This window comes from Streptomyces sp. URMC 123, assembly GCF_051386515.1.
In the GTDB taxonomy this organism is placed as follows: Bacteria; Actinomycetota; Actinomycetes; order Streptomycetales; family Streptomycetaceae; genus Streptomyces.
On record NZ_JBPQTV010000040.1, the window covers coordinates 1 to 16,815 of the forward strand.

At 75.4% G+C, this 16,815-nt stretch carries 12 protein-coding genes; 11 read left to right on the plus strand and 1 reads right to left on the minus strand.

Annotated features, from left to right (window positions below):
* Window positions 1-42 precede the first annotated feature (42 nt).
* The 8 genes from ACSNOD_RS08000 (at window position 43) to ACSNOD_RS08035 (ending at window position 10,823) form a co-directional block, all read left to right on the plus strand.
* Window positions 43-3,906 carry an Rne/Rng family ribonuclease gene (locus tag ACSNOD_RS08000; protein ID WP_436766073.1) on the plus strand — a complete coding sequence of 1,288 codons (3,864 nt, stop codon included), beginning with the start codon at window positions 43-45 and terminating at the stop codon, window positions 3,904-3,906.
* 357 nt (window positions 3,907-4,263) lie between these two features.
* Window positions 4,264-4,584: a 50S ribosomal protein L21 gene (gene rplU, locus ACSNOD_RS08005; protein WP_436766074.1), complete on the plus strand. Its 321-nt coding sequence runs from the start codon at window positions 4,264-4,266 to the stop codon at window positions 4,582-4,584.
* A gap of 14 nt (window positions 4,585-4,598) precedes the next feature.
* Window positions 4,599-4,856, plus strand: a complete 258-nt coding sequence (gene rpmA, locus ACSNOD_RS08010) for a 50S ribosomal protein L27 (RefSeq protein WP_436766075.1) — start codon at window positions 4,599-4,601, stop codon at window positions 4,854-4,856.
* Between the two features lie 177 nt (window positions 4,857-5,033).
* The gene (gene obgE, locus ACSNOD_RS08015; RefSeq protein ID WP_436766076.1) at window positions 5,034-6,473 is read left to right on the plus strand and encodes a GTPase ObgE; all 1,440 of its coding nucleotides are present in this window, start codon (window positions 5,034-5,036) and stop codon (window positions 6,471-6,473) included.
* 447 nt (window positions 6,474-6,920) lie between these two features.
* Window positions 6,921-8,222, plus strand: coding sequence for a hypothetical protein (locus ACSNOD_RS08020; protein WP_436766077.1), 1,302 nt, complete (start codon window positions 6,921-6,923; stop codon window positions 8,220-8,222).
* A complete protein-coding gene (locus ACSNOD_RS08025) occupies window positions 8,207-9,364 on the plus strand; it encodes an SDR family oxidoreductase (RefSeq protein WP_436766078.1) in 1,158 nt (385 codons plus the stop codon). The genes ACSNOD_RS08020 and ACSNOD_RS08025 overlap by 16 nt, the downstream gene beginning before the upstream one ends.
* The gene (locus tag ACSNOD_RS08030) at window positions 9,334-9,603 is read left to right on the plus strand and encodes an acyl carrier protein (protein WP_436766079.1); all 270 of its coding nucleotides are present in this window, start codon (window positions 9,334-9,336) and stop codon (window positions 9,601-9,603) included. The genes ACSNOD_RS08025 and ACSNOD_RS08030 overlap by 31 nt, the downstream gene beginning before the upstream one ends.
* Window positions 9,600-10,823 (plus strand): beta-ketoacyl-[acyl-carrier-protein] synthase family protein, encoded by a 1,224-nt coding sequence (locus ACSNOD_RS08035; RefSeq protein ID WP_436766080.1) that lies wholly within the window; start codon window positions 9,600-9,602, stop codon window positions 10,821-10,823. Before ACSNOD_RS08030 ends, ACSNOD_RS08035 begins: the two co-directional genes overlap by 4 nt.
* A 72-nt stretch (window positions 10,824-10,895) precedes the next feature.
* Here ACSNOD_RS08035 and ACSNOD_RS08040 read toward each other — a convergent pair whose 3' ends face one another.
* Window positions 10,896-13,058: a hypothetical protein gene (locus ACSNOD_RS08040; RefSeq protein WP_436766081.1), complete on the minus strand. Its 2,163-nt coding sequence runs from the start codon at window positions 13,056-13,058 to the stop codon at window positions 10,896-10,898.
* 298 nt (window positions 13,059-13,356) lie between these two features.
* On the opposite strand from ACSNOD_RS08040, the gene proB reads away from it, so the two are divergent.
* From proB to ACSNOD_RS08055, 3 genes are all read left to right on the plus strand, one after another.
* The gene (proB, locus tag ACSNOD_RS08045) at window positions 13,357-14,508 is read left to right on the plus strand and encodes a glutamate 5-kinase (RefSeq protein WP_436766082.1); all 1,152 of its coding nucleotides are present in this window, start codon (window positions 13,357-13,359) and stop codon (window positions 14,506-14,508) included.
* 197 nt (window positions 14,509-14,705) lie between these two features.
* Window positions 14,706-15,236, plus strand: a complete 531-nt coding sequence (locus tag ACSNOD_RS08050; RefSeq protein WP_436766083.1) for a hypothetical protein — start codon at window positions 14,706-14,708, stop codon at window positions 15,234-15,236.
* Window positions 15,237-15,374: 138 nt separating this feature from the next.
* The gene (locus ACSNOD_RS08055) at window positions 15,375-16,661 is read left to right on the plus strand and encodes a glutamate-5-semialdehyde dehydrogenase (RefSeq protein ID WP_436766084.1); all 1,287 of its coding nucleotides are present in this window, start codon (window positions 15,375-15,377) and stop codon (window positions 16,659-16,661) included.
* The last annotated feature ends 154 nt before the right edge of the window (window positions 16,662-16,815 follow it).

The following is a 16,815-nucleotide window of genomic DNA, read 5'->3' on the forward strand; positions in this document are numbered from 1 at the left end:
CCGAAGGGTGCCGTGGAGGCCGCCGAGGTCGTGGAGCCGGCTGTGGCTGCCGCGCCGGTCGCCGAGGCCGCTGAGGCCGCCGAGGCCGCTGCGGAGTCCGCGCCGCGTTCCCGTCGCCGGGCCACGCGCAAGGCGACCGCTCCGGCGGGTACGCCGAAGGGTGCCGTGGAGGCCGCCGAGGTCGTGGAGCCGGCTGTGGCTGCCGCGCCGGTCGCCGAGGCCGCTGAGGCGCCCGAGGCCGCTGCGGAGTCCGCGCCGCGTTCCCGTCGCCGGGCCACGCGCAAGGCCACTGCCCCCGCGGGTGCGCCCAAGGGCGCCGAGGAGGCCGCCGCCACGGTGACCGCCGAGGCCCCGGCCGCCGCCGCCCCCGAGACCACCGAGGCCGCCCCGGAGCCCGCCGCTCCGGCGAAGCGCGCCCGCCGCACCCGTAAGCGCGCCGAGACCGCCGAGCTCGCGCCGGCCGCCGCGGCCCCCGAGGCCGCAGCCGCGCCCGCCGCCGAGGCCCCCGCGGCCCCCGAAACTCCCGTCGCGCCGGCCGCCGCCGAGGAGGCCGCGCCCGCGCCGCGTACCCGCCGCCGGGCCACCCGTAAGGCCGCCGCCGCGGAGGCCGAGCGCGAGCGGACCGTCGAGGCGGTCGCCGAGGTCGCGCCGTCGGCGGAGCCCGAGGTGGAGCGCGCGCCGGCCGTCGCCGCCGCCGAGACCCGCCCGGCCCGCGCCGCCCGCTCGGAGGAGCGCCCGTCGCGCCGCCGCGCCGTGCGCCCGCCGACCGCCGTCTTCCAGGCGCCGGTGTTCACCGAGCCGATGTTCCAGACCCCGGAGACGGCCGCCGCTGCGGCTGCCGCCGAGGCCGCCGCCGAGGCCGGGGTGGTCGAGGAGGAAGAGGTCGTACCGGAGCCGGCCCCCGTGAGCACCAGCGGTTCCCGCCGCCGGCGCCGCCGGGGCATGGCCGCCGAGGCCGAGCAGGCCGCCGGCGCCCGGGCCGCCGAGGAGGAGGCGGAGGAGACCGCCGCCGAGGCCGCCGAGCTCGACGAGGACGAGGCCGAGGACACCGACGAGCGCCCCTCGCGCCGCCGTCGCCGGGGCGGCCGTCGTCGCCGCCGGGGCGAGGCCGCGGACGCGGAGACCGCCGAGGAGGCGGAGGAGCGGGCCGCCGAGGAGCGCGCCGAGGAGCGGGAGCCCCGGGCCGGTGCCGAGGCCGCCGCGGAGGTTGAGGCCGAGGACGAGGAGTCGGAGGACGAGGGCTTCGGCGGTGACGCGGCCGGTGCCTCGTCGACCAGCAGCCGTCGCCGCCGCCGGCGCCGTCGGCGCAGCGGGGACGCGGGCGAGGGCGCGGCCGAGCCGGCCGGCGACGACCCGGAGCGCACGGTCGTCAAGATCCGTGAGCCGCGTCCGGCGCGCGAGAAGGCGGAGCCGTCCGACGAGGTGCAGTCCATCAAGGGCTCGACCCGTCTGGAGGCCAAGAAGCAGCGCCGCCGCGAGGGCCGTGAGCAGGGCCGCCGCCGGGTGCCGATCATCACCGAGGCGGAGTTCCTGGCGCGCCGCGAGGCCGTCGAGCGGGTCATGATCGTCCGCCAGAACGGCGACCGTACCCAGATCGGCGTGCTGGAGGACAACGTCCTCGTCGAGCACTTCGTGAACAAGGAGCAGGCCACCAGCTACGTCGGCAACGTCTACCTGGGCAAGGTCCAGAACGTGCTGCCGTCGATGGAGGCCGCCTTCGTCGACATCGGCAAGGGCCGCAACGCCGTGCTCTACGCCGGTGAGGTCAACTTCGAGGCGCTGGGCATGGCCAACGGCCCGCGCCGGATCGAGACCGCCCTGAAGTCCGGCCAGCCGGTCCTGGTGCAGGTCACCAAGGACCCGATCGGCCACAAGGGCGCCCGGCTGACCAGCCAGGTCTCCCTGCCCGGCCGCTACCTGGTCTATGTGCCCGAGGGCTCGATGACCGGCATCAGCCGGAAGCTGCCCGACACCGAGCGGTCGCGGCTGAAGCAGATCCTCAAGAAGATCGTCCCCGAGGACGCGGGCGTGATCGTCCGTACGGCCGCGGAGGGCGCGAGCGAGGACGAGCTGCGCCGCGACGTCGAGCGGCTCCAGGCGCAGTGGGAGGAGATCCAGAAGAAGGCGAAGAACGGCAACGCGCCGTCGCTGCTGTACGGCGAGCCGGACATGACCGTCCGGGTCGTGCGCGACATCTTCAACGAGGACTTCTCCAAGGTCATCATCAGCGGTGACGACGCCTGGGAGACGATCCACGGCTATGTCTCGCACGTGGCCCCGGACCTCGCCGAGCGGCTCCAGAAGTGGACCTCGGACGTCGACGTCTTCGCCACCTACCGGATCGACGAGCAGCTGATGAAGGCGCTGGACCGCAAGGTCTGGCTGCCGAGCGGCGGCTCGCTGGTGATCGACCGGACCGAGGCGATGGTCGTGGTCGACGTCAACACCGGCAAGTTCACCGGCCAGGGCGGCAACCTGGAGGAGACGGTCACCAGGAACAACCTGGAGGCGGCCGAGGAGATCGTGCGCCAGCTGCGGCTGCGCGACCTCGGCGGCATCATCGTGATCGACTTCATCGACATGGTGCTGGAGTCCAACCGGGACCTGGTGCTGCGCCGTCTGCTGGAGTGCCTGGGCCGCGACCGTACGAAGCACCAGGTGGCCGAGGTGACCTCGCTGGGCCTGGTGCAGATGACCCGCAAGCGGGTGGGTCAGGGTCTGCTGGAGTCGTTCTCCGAGAACTGCGTCCACTGCAACGGGCGCGGTGTCATCGTCCACATGGACCAGCCGACGACCGTCGGCGGCGGTGGTGGCGGCAGCGCCAAGCGCAAGCGCAAGGGCAAGGGTGCCGCGGCGGCCGTCGAGGCGGCCGAGACCCCGGAGGCCGTGGAGACCGCGGAGGCCGACGAGGCCCCCGAGGCCCTTGAGGCCGAGGCCGCCGCGGAGGTGGCCGCCGAGGTGGCCGAGCCGCAGGCGCTGCCGGAGCCGGCGTTCGCGCCGTACGAGGAGCTGTACAGCAGCCCGGCGGAGGCCGAGGCGGCGGCACGGCGCGGCCGTACGCGGCGCCGGGCCACGCGCAAGGCCACCGCTCCGGCGGGCCCGCCGGCGGCGGTCACCGTCGAGGCCGAGGTCGTCGTGCCGGTCGAGCGCAAGCCCGAGGCGGCCGAGGAGCCGGCGCGGGCGGCGGAGCCGGTCACGGCCGAGGCGCCCGGGAAGCCCGAGCGGGCCGAGAAGCCGGCGAAGGCCGAGAAGCCGGCGAAGGCCGAGAAGGCGGAGAAGGCCGAGAAGCCGCGGCGGACCCGCAAGGCCGCCAAGGCGAAGGCCGAGGCGCAGGCGGAGGCTCCGGTGGAGGCCGAGCCCGTGGTGGAGCCGGCCGCCGAGCCGGTGGCCGTCGCCGAGCCCGAGGTCGCCGCCGAGCCGGTCGTGGAGCCCGTGGCCGAGCCCGAGCCGCAGCCCGCGGCCGAGGTCGCGCCGGAGCCGCAGCCCGAGCCCGTACCGGCTCGTCCGCGGCGCCGGGTGGCGCGCCGGGCCACCGCGCCCGCCGGCTCGCCCGAGGCGGCGGAGGCGGCCGTGGTCGTCGTACCGGCGGCGGCTCCGGCCGAGCCGGCCGCGGCGGCCGAGGCCCCGGAGCCCGTCGGGGCCGAGGAGCCGGCCCGGCCCGAGGCGGCCGAGGCCACCGAGGCCGAGGCCGTGGAGCCGGAGGCGGCGCCCGCCGCGAAGAAGGCGGCGAAGACGGCCCGCAAGGCGCCGGCTAAGAAGGCGACGACGGCCAAGAAGGCGGCGGCGAAGAAGACCACCACCGCCAAGAAGACGGCCGCGAAGAAGACGACCGCCACCAAGAAGACCGCGGCGAAGAAGGCCCCGGCCAAGAAGGCGGCGGCCAAGAAGACGGCCGCGGCGGAGTAGTCACCGGTCCGAAGCGGTACGGGCACGGTCCACGCCACCCGGCGCGGACCGTGCCCGTACCGTCCGCTCTCACGGCGGCCCGCGGCCCCCGTCCCTCACGCGAGAGACGGGGAGCCGGGCACGGGGGGCGCTCCGGCGTCACCGGAGCGCCGCGATTTGACCCCCGACGCACCGCCCCCCTAGTCTTGACCTTCGGCGTTTGTTCGCCAAACCCCTGAGCACATCCCTCCCGGTTCCGCCAGGAGAGGCCGCTCGTCCTTCCGGATGATCACGGACGCTGGGACTTCAGGTCCCACCGGTGGCCGTGTGAGTGGCTGGCATCAGAGGTCCCGTTCACGAGCAGAGAGTGAGATCCGCGTGTACGCCATCGTGCGCAGCGGTGGTCGCCAGCACAAGGTTGCTGTCGGCGACATCGTTGAGGTTGACAAGATTTCCACCGCCAAGGTTGGCGACACGGTCGAGCTCTCGACCCTGCTCGTGGTCGACGGCGACTCCGTGACCAGCGACCCGTGGGTGCTGGCCGGTATCAAGGTCCAGGCCGAGGTCGTGGACCACCACAAGGGTGCCAAGATCGACATCCTGCGTTACAAGAACAAGACCGGTTACCGTCGTCGGCAGGGCCACCGCCAGCAGTACACGGCGCTCAAGGTCACCGGCATCCCCACGGCTGCGAAGTAAGGGACTGAGGAGAGATGGCACACAAGAAGGGCGCATCGTCCACTCGGAACGGTCGCGATTCCAATGCCCAGCGGCTCGGCGTGAAGCGTTTCGGCGGCCAGACCGTCAACGCGGGTGAGATCCTGGTTCGCCAGCGCGGCACCCACTTCCACCCGGGCACCGGCGTCGGCCGTGGCGGCGACGACACCCTGTTCGCCCTGGCCGCCGGTGCGGTGCAGTTCGGCACCCAGCGTGGCCGCAAGGTCGTCAACATCGTCCCGGTCGCTGAGTAATCAGCCCGGACGACACCGACACACCACCGAGGGCGGACCGCCCTTCCCTGTCCACCGAGACGGGGAAGCAGGTCCGCCCTCGGCGTGTTGTACGGGGTGGGTACGGGGCTCTTCCGGCACCGTGCGCACCCGGCAGCACGCACAGACACACCCCGTACGCACTCAGGAGGCCCCCGTATGACCACCTTCGTGGACCGCGTCGAGCTCCATGTCGCCGCGGGTAGCGGAGGCCACGGCTGCGCCTCCGTTCACCGTGAGAAGTTCAAGCCGCTCGGCGGCCCCGACGGCGGCAACGGCGGCCGTGGCGGCGATGTGATCCTGGTCGTCGACCAGTCGGTCACCACGCTCCTCGACTACCACCACTCGCCGCACCGCAAGGCCACCAACGGCAAGCCCGGTGAGGGCGGCAACCGCTCCGGCAAGGACGGCACGGACCTGTTCCTGCCCGTCCCGGACGGCACCGTCGTCCTCGACAGGCACGGCAACGTGCTCGCCGACCTCGTCGGCCACGGCACCAGCTTCGTGGCGGCCCAGGGCGGCCGCGGCGGCCTCGGCAACGCGGCGCTGGCCTCCGCGCGCCGCAAGGCCCCCGGCTTCGCGCTGCTCGGCGAGCCCGGCCACACCCAGGACATCGTCCTGGAGCTCAAGACCGTCGCCGACGTGGCGCTGGTCGGCTACCCCAGCGCGGGCAAGTCCTCGCTGATCTCGGTGCTCTCGGCCGCCAAGCCGAAGATCGCGGACTACCCCTTCACCACCCTGGTGCCGAACCTCGGCGTGGTCACCGCCGGCGCCACCGTCTACACCATCGCGGACGTGCCGGGCCTGATCCCCGGCGCCAGCCAGGGCAAGGGCCTGGGGCTGGAGTTCCTGCGCCATGTGGAGCGCTGCTCCGTGCTGGTGCACGTGCTGGACACGGCCACCCTGGAGTCCGAGCGCGACCCCGTCTCCGACCTCGACGTCATCGAGGAGGAGCTCAAGCAGTACGGCGGCCTCGACAAGCGGCCCCGGATCGTCGTCCTCAACAAGATCGACGTGCCCGACGGCAAGGACCTCGCCGAGATGGTCCGCCCGGACCTGGAGGCGCGCGGCTACCAGGTGTTCGAGGTGTCCGCGGTCGCCCACACCGGCCTGAAGGAGCTCTCCTTCGCGCTGGCGGACATCGTCGCGAAGGCGCGGGCCGCCAAGCCGAAGGAGGAGGCGACCCGCATCGTCATCCGGCCCAAGGCCGTCGACGACGCCGGGTTCACGGTCACCGCCGAGGGCGAGGGCTTCTTCCGCGTGCGCGGCGAGAAGCCGGAGCGCTGGGTCCGGCAGACCGACTTCAACAACGACGAGGCCGTCGGCTATCTCGCGGACCGGCTCAATCGGCTCGGCGTCGAGGACGAGCTCGTCAAGGCCGGCGCGCGGGCCGGCGACGGCGTGGCCATCGGCCCCGAGGACAACGCGGTCGTCTTCGACTGGGAGCCGACGATGGCCTCCGGCGCGGAGATGCTCGGCCGCCGGGGCGAGGACCACCGCTTCGACGCGCCCCGGCCGGCGGCGCAGCGGCGCCGGGACCGGGACGCGGAGCGGGACGACGTCCAGCGGGAGTTCGAGGGCTTCGACCCCTTCGCGTAAGCGCGGCGCGTGCGCGCGAGGTGCGCAAGCCGTGCGTCCGCGCGAGGCGCGCGTCGGCGTGAGTCGCGTTTCCGCGTGAGCGGCGCGTTCGCGCGAGGCGCGCGCCGGGCGGTGCTCCCGGCGCGCCTGCCGCAGGCCCTTCCACCGGCCCATCCGTGTTCGTCACGGGTGGGCCGGTGTGCTGTGTACGGCCGTGCGCCGGGGCGGTCTCCCGGCGGCCCCCGGCGCGGCCGCGTGACACAGCGTGACGAAACCCGCTCGCCCGCTGTGGCATGCGGGTGAACCGTGTGCGGCCCTCCGGGTGCTGTCTCGCGGGACGGCCCCGGTTGGCGTGTGATTTACCCGGACCGGGCGCGTGCCTCCGAAAAACGTGCCTCCGAGACATGGCGCGCGCACCAGAGAGGCGGGTTGTCCGTGCATGCCCCACCGCAGCGTCGCGCTTCGGCCTTGGACGAGGCACTCCTCCTGTGGGCCCGCGGTGCTCCTCGGGCCTGTCCGGGCGTGGGGGCGATGGGCCACCTGGACGGCGCGGCGCCCTCGATCGAGGACGTCAGAGCGCTGGTCCGCGCCGCGCTGCCCGCGCTTCCCGTGCTCACGCACGAACTGCGCCGGTCGGGGCGGTCCGTGCGGTGGGAGCCGATGGCCGACGTCGCCCTCGCCCGGCACGTACGGGAGACGGTCGTCGACACCGCGGGCCGCGCGAGCGTCCTGGAGGCGATGTACCGGTTGTGGGCCGAGCCCCTGTCCCCGGACCTCGGCTGGGAGTTGGGGATGGTGCGGCCGGCGGCGGGAGACGGCTACGGGCTCTTCTACCGGGTGCACCACGGCCGGCAGGACGGTGTGGCCATCGGACAGACGCTGCGGACGCTCTTCTCGCCCGCGGGGCCGGGCCGCGTCCCGCGGGCGACCGGCGCCCTGGGGGCCGGCTCCCGTCCGGCACGCGTGCTGCGGGCCCTCGGGACGGCGGCGGCGATGGGGATCGATTTCTGCGGCTTCCGGCCCACCGGAATGGCGGGCCCGTGGGACCTCTCGGGCCGTCGGCGGGTGTCCACCGCCGCCGTCGACCTGCCCCCCGTGCGGGCGGTCGCCCGCGCGGGCAGGGGCACCGTGCACGATGTGCACCTCGCCGCCCTCGCGGGGGCGGTGCGCACATGGCACCTGGAGGCCGGCCGGGACCCGCGGCCGCTGGCCGTCGGCGTCGCGCTCGACGTGCGGCGCCCCGACGAGCCCCGGACCTGGGGCAACCGGCTGCTCCTGCGGCGCGTGTGGCTGCCGTGCCAGGAGAGCGACCCCTGGCTGCGGCTGCTGGGAACGATCCGGGCGACCGAGGCGGTCAAGTCTGCGCGCACCCGGCAGACCGCGCAGGACCTGCTGGGCATCGCCCCGGCCCGGCTCGTACGCTTCACGCTCCGCCGCCTGCTCGATCCCCGCTACGCCCCGGTCATCGCCTCGTACATCCCGAGCGGGAGCGACGCGGGCGCGGTGCCACCGGAGCTGACCGACCTGCTGCCGATGACCCTGCTGCCGCCCGGGCACCCGTTCAATGTCGGGCTGACGACCTTCGGGGCGTCCGCCCAGGCCGCCGTGGTCAGCGACGCGGCCGTGCCCGGCGCCGACCGCATCCCGTCGCTGTGGCGGCAGGAGATCGCGCGACTGTGCCGGGCCGTGGCCCCGGCGCCCCTGCCGGCGCCCCCGGCCGGCCCGCGGGCCCTCCCGGAAGGACGGACGGGCGCATGCGCGTCGCCCTGACCGGGGCCACGGGTTTCCTCGGCTCGCACCTGCTGGCCCGGTTCCTCGCGCGAGGGGCCGAGGCCGTGGCGCTCGTCCGGGACGACGGGCCGGCCGGCCGGCGGCGCCTCCGGCGCGCCCTGGCGGCGACCGGCACCGCGCTGCCCGAGGACTGGGAGCGGCGCGTCCGACTGGTGCGGACGGACGTCACCCGGCCCGATCTGGGGCTGAGCGCCCCGGCGGGAGCGGAACTGGCCGCCGGTGTCGACGAGTGGTGGCACAGCGCCGGGCTGATCGACCTGACGGCGGACGACCGGAGGCTGGACCGGGTCAACGTCGGGGGCACCCGCCACCTCCTGGACTTCCTGCGGTCCCGCGGCGCCCGGGGGAGCGTGGTGCACATCAGCACGGCGTACGTCGCGGGCGGACGGCTCGACGGGCTCGTCCGGGAGACGGATCTCGACGGCCGGAACGGATTCCTCACGCCGTACGAACGGTCCAAGTACCGGGCCGAACGGCTCGTCCGCGCGTGGGCCCGCCGCCACGACCGGCCCGTCACCGTCTGGCGGCCCGCCGTCCTGGTCACCTCGCGGCTCCGCCCGCCGACGGCCCCCCGGCACCCGCTCGCGGACGCCGGGGCACGCCTGTCCCTGCTGACCCGCTACGGGACGGTCCGGTCGGCCCTCGCCACCGCGGCGGCGGGGCCGTTGCGCTTCCCGGGCCGGCCGGACGCCACGATGAACCTGCTCCCGGTCGAGTACGCGGCAGAGGTGATGGCCGGCACGCTCGGTCGCACCCCGCTCACCCCCACCGACACGCTCCATCTCACCCACCCGCGGGAGACCCCCGTACGGCGTGTCCTGGCCGCCGTCCGGCAGAACTGGCCCGGCATGCACGTCCTTCTGGACCCCGCGTGCACCCGCCTGGGCCCGGTCGAGCGGGTCGTGGCGGGCGTGATCGGAGGCATCACCGCCTACAGCACGGTCCGGCGCGCCTACGACCGCACGCTGCTGGAGACGATCCTGCCGCCGGCCCTGTCTCCCCCGCCCGAGACCGACATGACCTATCTGCGGCAGGCTCTGCGCCCGCCCGCCTCCTTCGAGCCGCCCCACGTTCCCCACCAGGAGATCTCATGGCCGACGACCTCACGCCTTACCGGATGATCACCGACGTGCTGTGCCGGACCTTCGCGCTGTCCGAGGAGGAACTGCGCCCCGACGCCTCCTTCGACGAACTCGGGCTGGACTCCCTGGCCCTCGCCGAACTCGCCGTCACCGTCGAGGACGAGACGGGCCATCGGCTCGACGGCATCACGGCCGGCCACACGCTCGCCCAGGCGGCCGAGACCGTGGCCGCCCGGCTCGCCACCGGCATGGCGGGCACCACCGCGAACACCGCATGACGCCCGACGACATCGTGGTCACCGGGCTGGGCCTGGTCACCCCGGCCGGCCTCGGCACGGACGCGACGTGGCGGGGGGTGCTGGCCGGCGTGTCCACCGCCGCCACCGACCCCCTGCTGGCCGGGCTGCCCGTCGACATCTCCTGCCGGGTGCCCGACTTCGACGCCGTCGCCCTGCTGGGCCGCCGCCTGGAGGTGCGGCTCGACCGGGTGTCGAAGCTGGCCCTGCTCGCCGCTCGGGAGGCCGTCGCCGACGCGGGGCTGGCGGACGGCTCCTGGGACGCCGAGCGGGTGGCGGTGGTCGTGGGCGTGGGCACCGCCAGCTTCGAGCGGTACGAGACCGAGTTCGCCCGGCTCGCCGCCGGCCGGCCGCACCTCATCTCGCCCCTGGCCATCGTCCGCAGCGTGCCCAGCATGGTCGCGGCGGAGATCTCGCTGGACCTGCGGGCGCGGGGCCCCAGCCTGGCCGTGTCCACGGCCTGCGCCTCGTCGACCACGGCCCTGGGCGTCGCCCGGGACCTGCTGCGCGGCGGGGCCTGCGACATCGCCGTGGCCGGGGGCGCGGAGGCCAACCGCACGCGGGTCCCCGCCGCGTGCTTCGCCCAGATGCGGGCGCTGTCCCGGCACTGCCACGACCCCGCCGCGGCCTCGCGGCCCTTCGACCGCGACCGGGACGGCTTCGTCCTCGGCGAGGGGGCCGGCCTGCTGGTGCTGGAGCGCGCGGCGGACGCCCGCGCCCGCCGCGCCCCCGTACGGGCCCGTCTCGCCGGGTACGGGGCGTCCTGCGACGCCCACCACGTCGCCGTCCCCGAACCCGAAGGCCACGGCGCCGCCGGCGCCCTGCGCACCGCCCTCCGCGACGCCGGGCTGTCCCCCCAGGACATCGACCACGTCAACGCCCATGGCACGGCCACCCGGGAGAACGACCCGGCCGAGGCGCGGGCGCTGCGCGCCGTCTTCCCGCGCGTGCCGCCCACCACGTCCCTCAAGGGCGTCCTCGGCCACGCGCTGGGGGCCGCCGGGGCGATCGAGGCCGCCTGCACCGTCCTCACGCTGCAGCACGGTCTCATCCCGCCCACGGCCAACCTCGACTGCCAGGACCCGGAGATCGACCTCGACGTCGTCCGCAAGGCCCCGCGGCGGGAGCCCGTCACGGCGGCGGTCAGCAACTCCTTCGGCTTCGGGGGCCAGAACGCGGTCGTCGTCCTGACCCGGCCCTGAGAGGCCGTCGGCGCGCGTTCGACGGCCCCTCAGTCGTCAGCCGCCAGCTGTCAGCTGTCAGCCCTCAGCCGTTCAGGCCGGGCGCCGCGCCCCCGACAGGGCCCGCCGGGCGTCCGCCTTGGCCCCCAGCCGGCGGACCGCCGCGTCGAACCGCTCCATCGCCGTCGGCTCGTCGGGCCCCAGCAGATGCTCCTTGAGGGCCACGCGCGCCCGCGCGAGCGTGTCGCGCGCCGGATCGCGTACCGCGTCGAGCGCCTCCCGCAGCCCCTCGCCCCGGGGCGTGAGGATCGTCGCGGCCCGCACGGTGACGTACGCCTCCCGGAAGTCCGCCTCCCGCATCCCGCTGGTGTTCACGACCGCGTACGGCTTGCCGCTGGCCACATAGTCGGACACCACGCTCGACACATCGCTGATCAGCAGGTCCGTCCGGGCGAAGCAGGAGTGCAGGCCGGGGCGCGGGCCGGTGACCACGCGGTGCTCGTCGGCCGGCCGCGACGCCCAGTACGCGGCCTCCCACGCGGCGACGGCCGCCGCCACCGCCTCGGCCCGGCCGCCGTCCGGAGCGCCCTGCACCAGCATCCGCTCGGCCTCGTCGGCGCTGGGGCGGAACGCCGTACGGGTGAGCTCGTCGATGCGCTCCGCGAGGCGCCGCAGCTCGGCGGAGCCCGCGGCGGCCGGGTCCGCGCGGTGGGCGCCGGGCCGTCCGCCCCGTCCGCCCCGCTCGCGCCGCTGTGCGGTGGCGCGGGCGTCGTCCGCCGCCCGCTCCCAGCGCCGGGGGCCGTTCGCGATGGCGATCATTTCCCGGATGCGGCGGTCGGCGAGCCCGGCCCGGGGGTCCACGGAGCCGGTCAGCGGGTGCGGCCGGTACAGCAGCCGCACCCCGGGCTCCGCGATCAGATCACGCACGATGCGCTCGCCGGCCATCATCACCGAGGTGTTGCCCGGGTCCTCGGTCCAGCCCTCCCAGGTGGGCGCGTACAGCACGGTGAGCGGCCGCCCGGGCCCGGGCGCCTCTTCGGGCGTGGCGCGCGCCGCCGCGCCCGGGGCGCACGCCTCGGCCGCGGGGCGCGCACGCGGCACCATCACGCCTCCCGGCCCCGGGTCCAGTTGCGGCCGGCCCACCTCGACCACGTCCCGGTCGTCCACGCCGATGTCCGCGAGCCGATAGCGCTCACGGGCCGCCGGCCCGGCCACCCACACCTCGTCGTACGCCTTGGCGTACGGATTGCAGCTGGAGAGCTTGTCGCTCTCGCCGTGGTTGATGAAGGCGTGTTTGATCGTGGGGATGCGCAGAACCTGGGAGGTCTTGCCGGAGTTGGCCGGGTGCAGCAGCACCTTGAGCGTGGAGCGCTCCAGCCGCAGCAGGTGGGCGACCTTGGGGATGCACACGATGGGCACGTCCGTGGCGTCGATCCGCTGCACCATGAACCGCTCGCGCAGCACGATCAGCGGCCGCCCCTCCAGCCGGGCGAGCGTGGTGAGCCACATGTTGGCCTGGTAGGCCGAGGACGTGCCGCCGGAGAAGTACAGGCCGACGGTGGGCCGGTACTCGGCGAGCCACGCGTCGAGCCACTCCAGCGCCCGCCGCTCGTCGGCGATCCGGCGGCCGGGCAGCAGCCAGCGGGCGAGGTGGAGGGTGCCGCCCACGGCCATCACCAGGGAGGCGCCCAGCCCGGCGCCGCCCCAGGCCGCGTCCGCCGTGGCCGCCGTGGCCATCAGCCCCAGCGTGCCGGGGACGGAGAAGGCCAGCAGCCGGTGGGCGGGGCGCCGGGCGAGCAGCCGGGGCGGGGCGGGGCTGAGCCGCAGCGCGGCGGAGGCGTCGATGTTGCGGGTGACGACGGGCAGCGTACGGGCGCGGCGCACCAGCATCGCCACCGCCTGGCAGACGAAGTGGGTGGCGTAGAGGGCGAGCAGTGCGAGGGCGAGCGGCGCCTGCTCGCGCAGGGGGCTGATGCCGTCGATGCGCAGCAGTCCCACCAGCACCAGTATGTCGCGCAGCAACTGGCGCACGACGACATCGCAGCGGACCTTGCTGAGCGCGGCGAGCAGTCCTGGGCACCGGAGCCGCGCGTACAGATCGAGGGCGAGGCCGCCGAGTGTGCCGGCGATCAGAACGGGTACGAGGGGCAGCAGCGCCCCGACGAGCTGTGCCGCGAAGGCGGCCGACATGGCGGACATCGCGAGCAGCGCGCGCAACGGCACGGCACGGCGTGGGGGAGGGCCGGCGGGTGGCACGAGGGCTCCTGGCGTGCGGAAGGTCGATCGGGGCCGGTCACGACCGCCCCTCGACCGTATGACCGGGCCCGTACGCCCGACAATCACCCGGGAGAGGCCCGTACCGCCGCCCGTGCTGAAATCTCGTCAACCCCGGGCCTCGCCCCGCGGCCGCCCGGCCCCCGCCCCGCCGTCGCCTGGACGGCCCCGGGCGCCGCCGGCCGCCGCCCGTCCACCGCTCGATATCGACCGGCGGGCCCCCGCGCCGGTGCCGTAGATTGCCAGCTTGAGCAGTCGTACACCGATCAAGTTTGAGCAAATGGGGACATACGTGTCAGGGGCAGTACGGGACGTACGGGACGACGTGGTCGAGGCCCGGAGGATCGTGGTCAAGATCGGCTCGTCCTCGCTGACCACCGCCGCCGGCGGGCTGGACGCCGACCGGGTGGACGCCCTCGTCGACGTCCTGGCCAAGGAGCGCGGCGGCAGCGGCAAGGAGATCGTGCTGGTCTCGTCGGGCGCCATCGCCGCCGGACTCGCCCCCCTGGGCCTGCCCCGCCGCCCCCGCGACCTGGCCCGGCAGCAGGCCGCCGCCAGCGTCGGCCAGGGCCTGCTGGTCGCCCGCTACACCGCCTCCTTCGCCCGCTACGGCATCCGCGTCGGCCAGGTGCTGCTCACCACCGACGACACCAGCCGCCGCGCCCACTACCGCAACGCCACCCGCACCCTCGACCAGCTGCTGGCCATGGGCGCCCTGCCGGTCGTCAACGAGAACGACACGGTCGCCACGGACGAGATCCGGTTCGGCGACAACGACCGCCTCGCCGCCCTCGTCGCCCACCTCGTGCGGGCCGATCTGCTCGTGCTGCTGTCGGACGTCGACGGCCTGTACGACGGTGACCCGCGCACCCCGGGCACCTCCCGGATCGCCGAGGTCACCGGCCCCAAAGACCTCGAAGGCGTCTCCATCGGCAGCGCGGGCAAGGCCGGCGTCGGCACCGGCGGCATGGTCACCAAGGTCGAGGCGGCCCGGATCGCCGCCGCGGCGGGCATCCCCGTGGTGCTCACCTCCGCCACGCACGCCGCGGACGCGCTCGCCGGCCGCCCCACCGGCACGTACTTCCACCGCACCGGGCGGCGCTCCGCCGACCGGCTGCTGTGGCTCGCCCACGCCTCCACCCCGCGCGGCGCGCTGGTCCTGGACGAGGGCGCGGTACGGGCCGTGGTGGAGCGCCGCACGTCCCTGCTGCCGGCCGGGATCGCCGGCGTCGAGGGAGAGTTCACGGCGGGCGACCCGGTCGAGCTCAGGGACGGCGCGGGGCGGCCGGTGGCCCGGGGCCTGGTCAACTTCGACGCCAAGGAGATCCCCCGGCTGCTCGGCCGGTCGACCCGCGAGCTGGCCCGGGAACTCGGCCCCGCGTACGAGCGCGAGGTCGTCCACCGCGACGATCTGGTCGTATTGCATCGCTGACGGGCGACAAACAGGAGCCAGAACAGCCGATAAGTCCATCCTTTCAACGGAGACCTTTGCGAAAACGGCCCCGCGGCCCCTCCCGGACTGGTCAACTTTGATTCACGGGAGGCGCCGGCGAAGCGTCGTACCGGGACGACCGCACCACACGGCTCCGCCCGCACGAGCGGAGCGCTAGGCATTACAGGAGGCCGCCGGTGAGACGAGGGCGCCCGGGGGCAGTGCCCCGAGGGACGGCGGAGCGGACACTCTCCAGCGTCGGCCCGGCCGGCGGCGCGGACCCCCGCGCCCAGGGCCGCGCGGAGGCCGCGGGCGGTGGCGGCCCCGATCGGGGGCACGGGGCCGGGCCGCGGGAGGGCGGGGCGGCGCACGGCCCCGCCGGCGACACCCCCAGGCTGTGGCACGTCACCCTCTGCGTCTCCGGCGCGGAGGCCCCGCTGGGGGAGGTGCGGCGCGCGCTGGAGCAGCTCGCGCACGACCACCCGTTCCTGCTGACCAGCCGCTACGCCAACGACCACGCGGAGATCCGCTACTGGGAGGAGGCGCGGGACCTGCACGACGCGGCGGCGGTCGCGCTCCGGCTGTGGGGCGAGCACCGCTCGACGGCGAAGCTGCCGCCGTGGGAGATCGTGGGCCTGGAAGTGATCGCGCGCGAGACCTATCACCAGCGCATCGCCGAGGGCTACGGTCCGCCGCCGGCGGTGCCCGTGGGGGTCCACCCGTACTGATCGAGCGCGCTCCCGTGCTGAGCGCGCCCCGTACTGATCGCAGGTGCCCCTGGGCGGCCGGCCGGAGTCACCGCGGGTCCCGGGGCGGGACCGGCCGGAGTCCGGCGGGCCCCGCCGGGCGGCGACTACGCTACGCGCATGAGCAGCGAATCCCGTACCTCCCCCGTTCTCGACACCGCCCGCCGCGCCCAGGACGCCGCCGCCGCGCTCGCCCCCCTCCCGCGCACCGCGCGCGACGGCGCGCTGCTCGCGATCGCCGACGCCCTCGTCGCCCGCACGGACGAGATCGTCGAGGCGAACGCCGAGGACGTGGCCAAGGCCCGGGCGGCCGGCACCGCCGAGTCGGTCGTGGACCGGCTCACCCTCACGCCCGAGCGCGTCGCGGCCATCGCCGAGGACGTGCGCGCCGTCGTGGCGCTCCCCGACCCGGTCGGCGAGGTGGTGCGCGGCTCGACGCTCCCCAACGGCCTGGAGCTGCGCCAGGTGCGCGTCCCGCTGGGCGTGGTCGGGATCATCTACGAGGCCCGCCCCAACGTCACCGTCGACGCCGCCGCGCTCTGCCTGAAGTCCGGCAACGCCGTCCTGCTGCGCGGCTCCTCCTCCGCGTACGTCTCGAACACCGCGCTGGTGCGCGTGCTGCGGGACGCCGTGGAGTCGGCGGGGCTGCCGGCGGACGCCGTCCAGCTGGTGCCGGGGGAGAGCCGCGACAGCGTCAAGGAGCTGATGCGCGCCCGCGGCCTGGTGGACGTGCTGATCCCTCGCGGTGGCGCGTCGCTGATCCGTACGGTCGTGGAGGAGTCGACCGTGCCGGTGATCGAGACCGGCGTGGGCAACTGCCACGTCTACGTCGACGAGCGGGCCGACCTCGACATGGCCCTGGACATCCTGGTCAACTCCAAGGCGCAGCGGCCCAGCGTCTGCAACGCGGCCGAGACGGTGCTGGTCCACGCGGGCATCGCGGACACCTTCCTGCCCCGGGCGCTGGCGGCGCTGAAGGAGGCGGGCGTGACCGTCCACGGCGACGCGGCCTGGCAGCGGGCGGGCGGCGCGGAGGTCGTGCCGGCGAACGAGGAGGACTGGGGCACGGAGTACCTCTCGTACGACATCGCGGCGGCCGTGGTGCCCGATCTGGACGCCGCCGTGGCGCACATCCGCCGCTGGTCCTCCGGCCACACGGAGGCCATCGTGACCGCCGACACGGCGGCCGCGCGGCGCTTCGTCTCGCTGGTGGACTCCACGGCCGTGATGGTCAACGCCTCGACCCGGTTCACGGACGGCAGCCAGTTCGGCTTCGGCGCGGAGATCGGCATCTCGACGCAGAAGCTGCACGCCCGCGGCCCCATGGGGCTGCCGGAGCTGACCTCGACGAAGTACGTGGTGACGGGCGACGGGCACGTGCGGGACGCGGCGCGCCGCACGGGCTGAGCGGGCTGAGAGGGCGGCCGGCCCGCCGGCCGGCCCCGGTGGCCTGCCGGTCTCTCGCGAGGGCCGGCGGGCCCGCCCCCGCCGGCCTGCCCGGGGGCCCCACGCAGGGCCCGCCCGGGGTCCGGCCGGGGGCTGCCCGAGGGGTCCGGCGCCG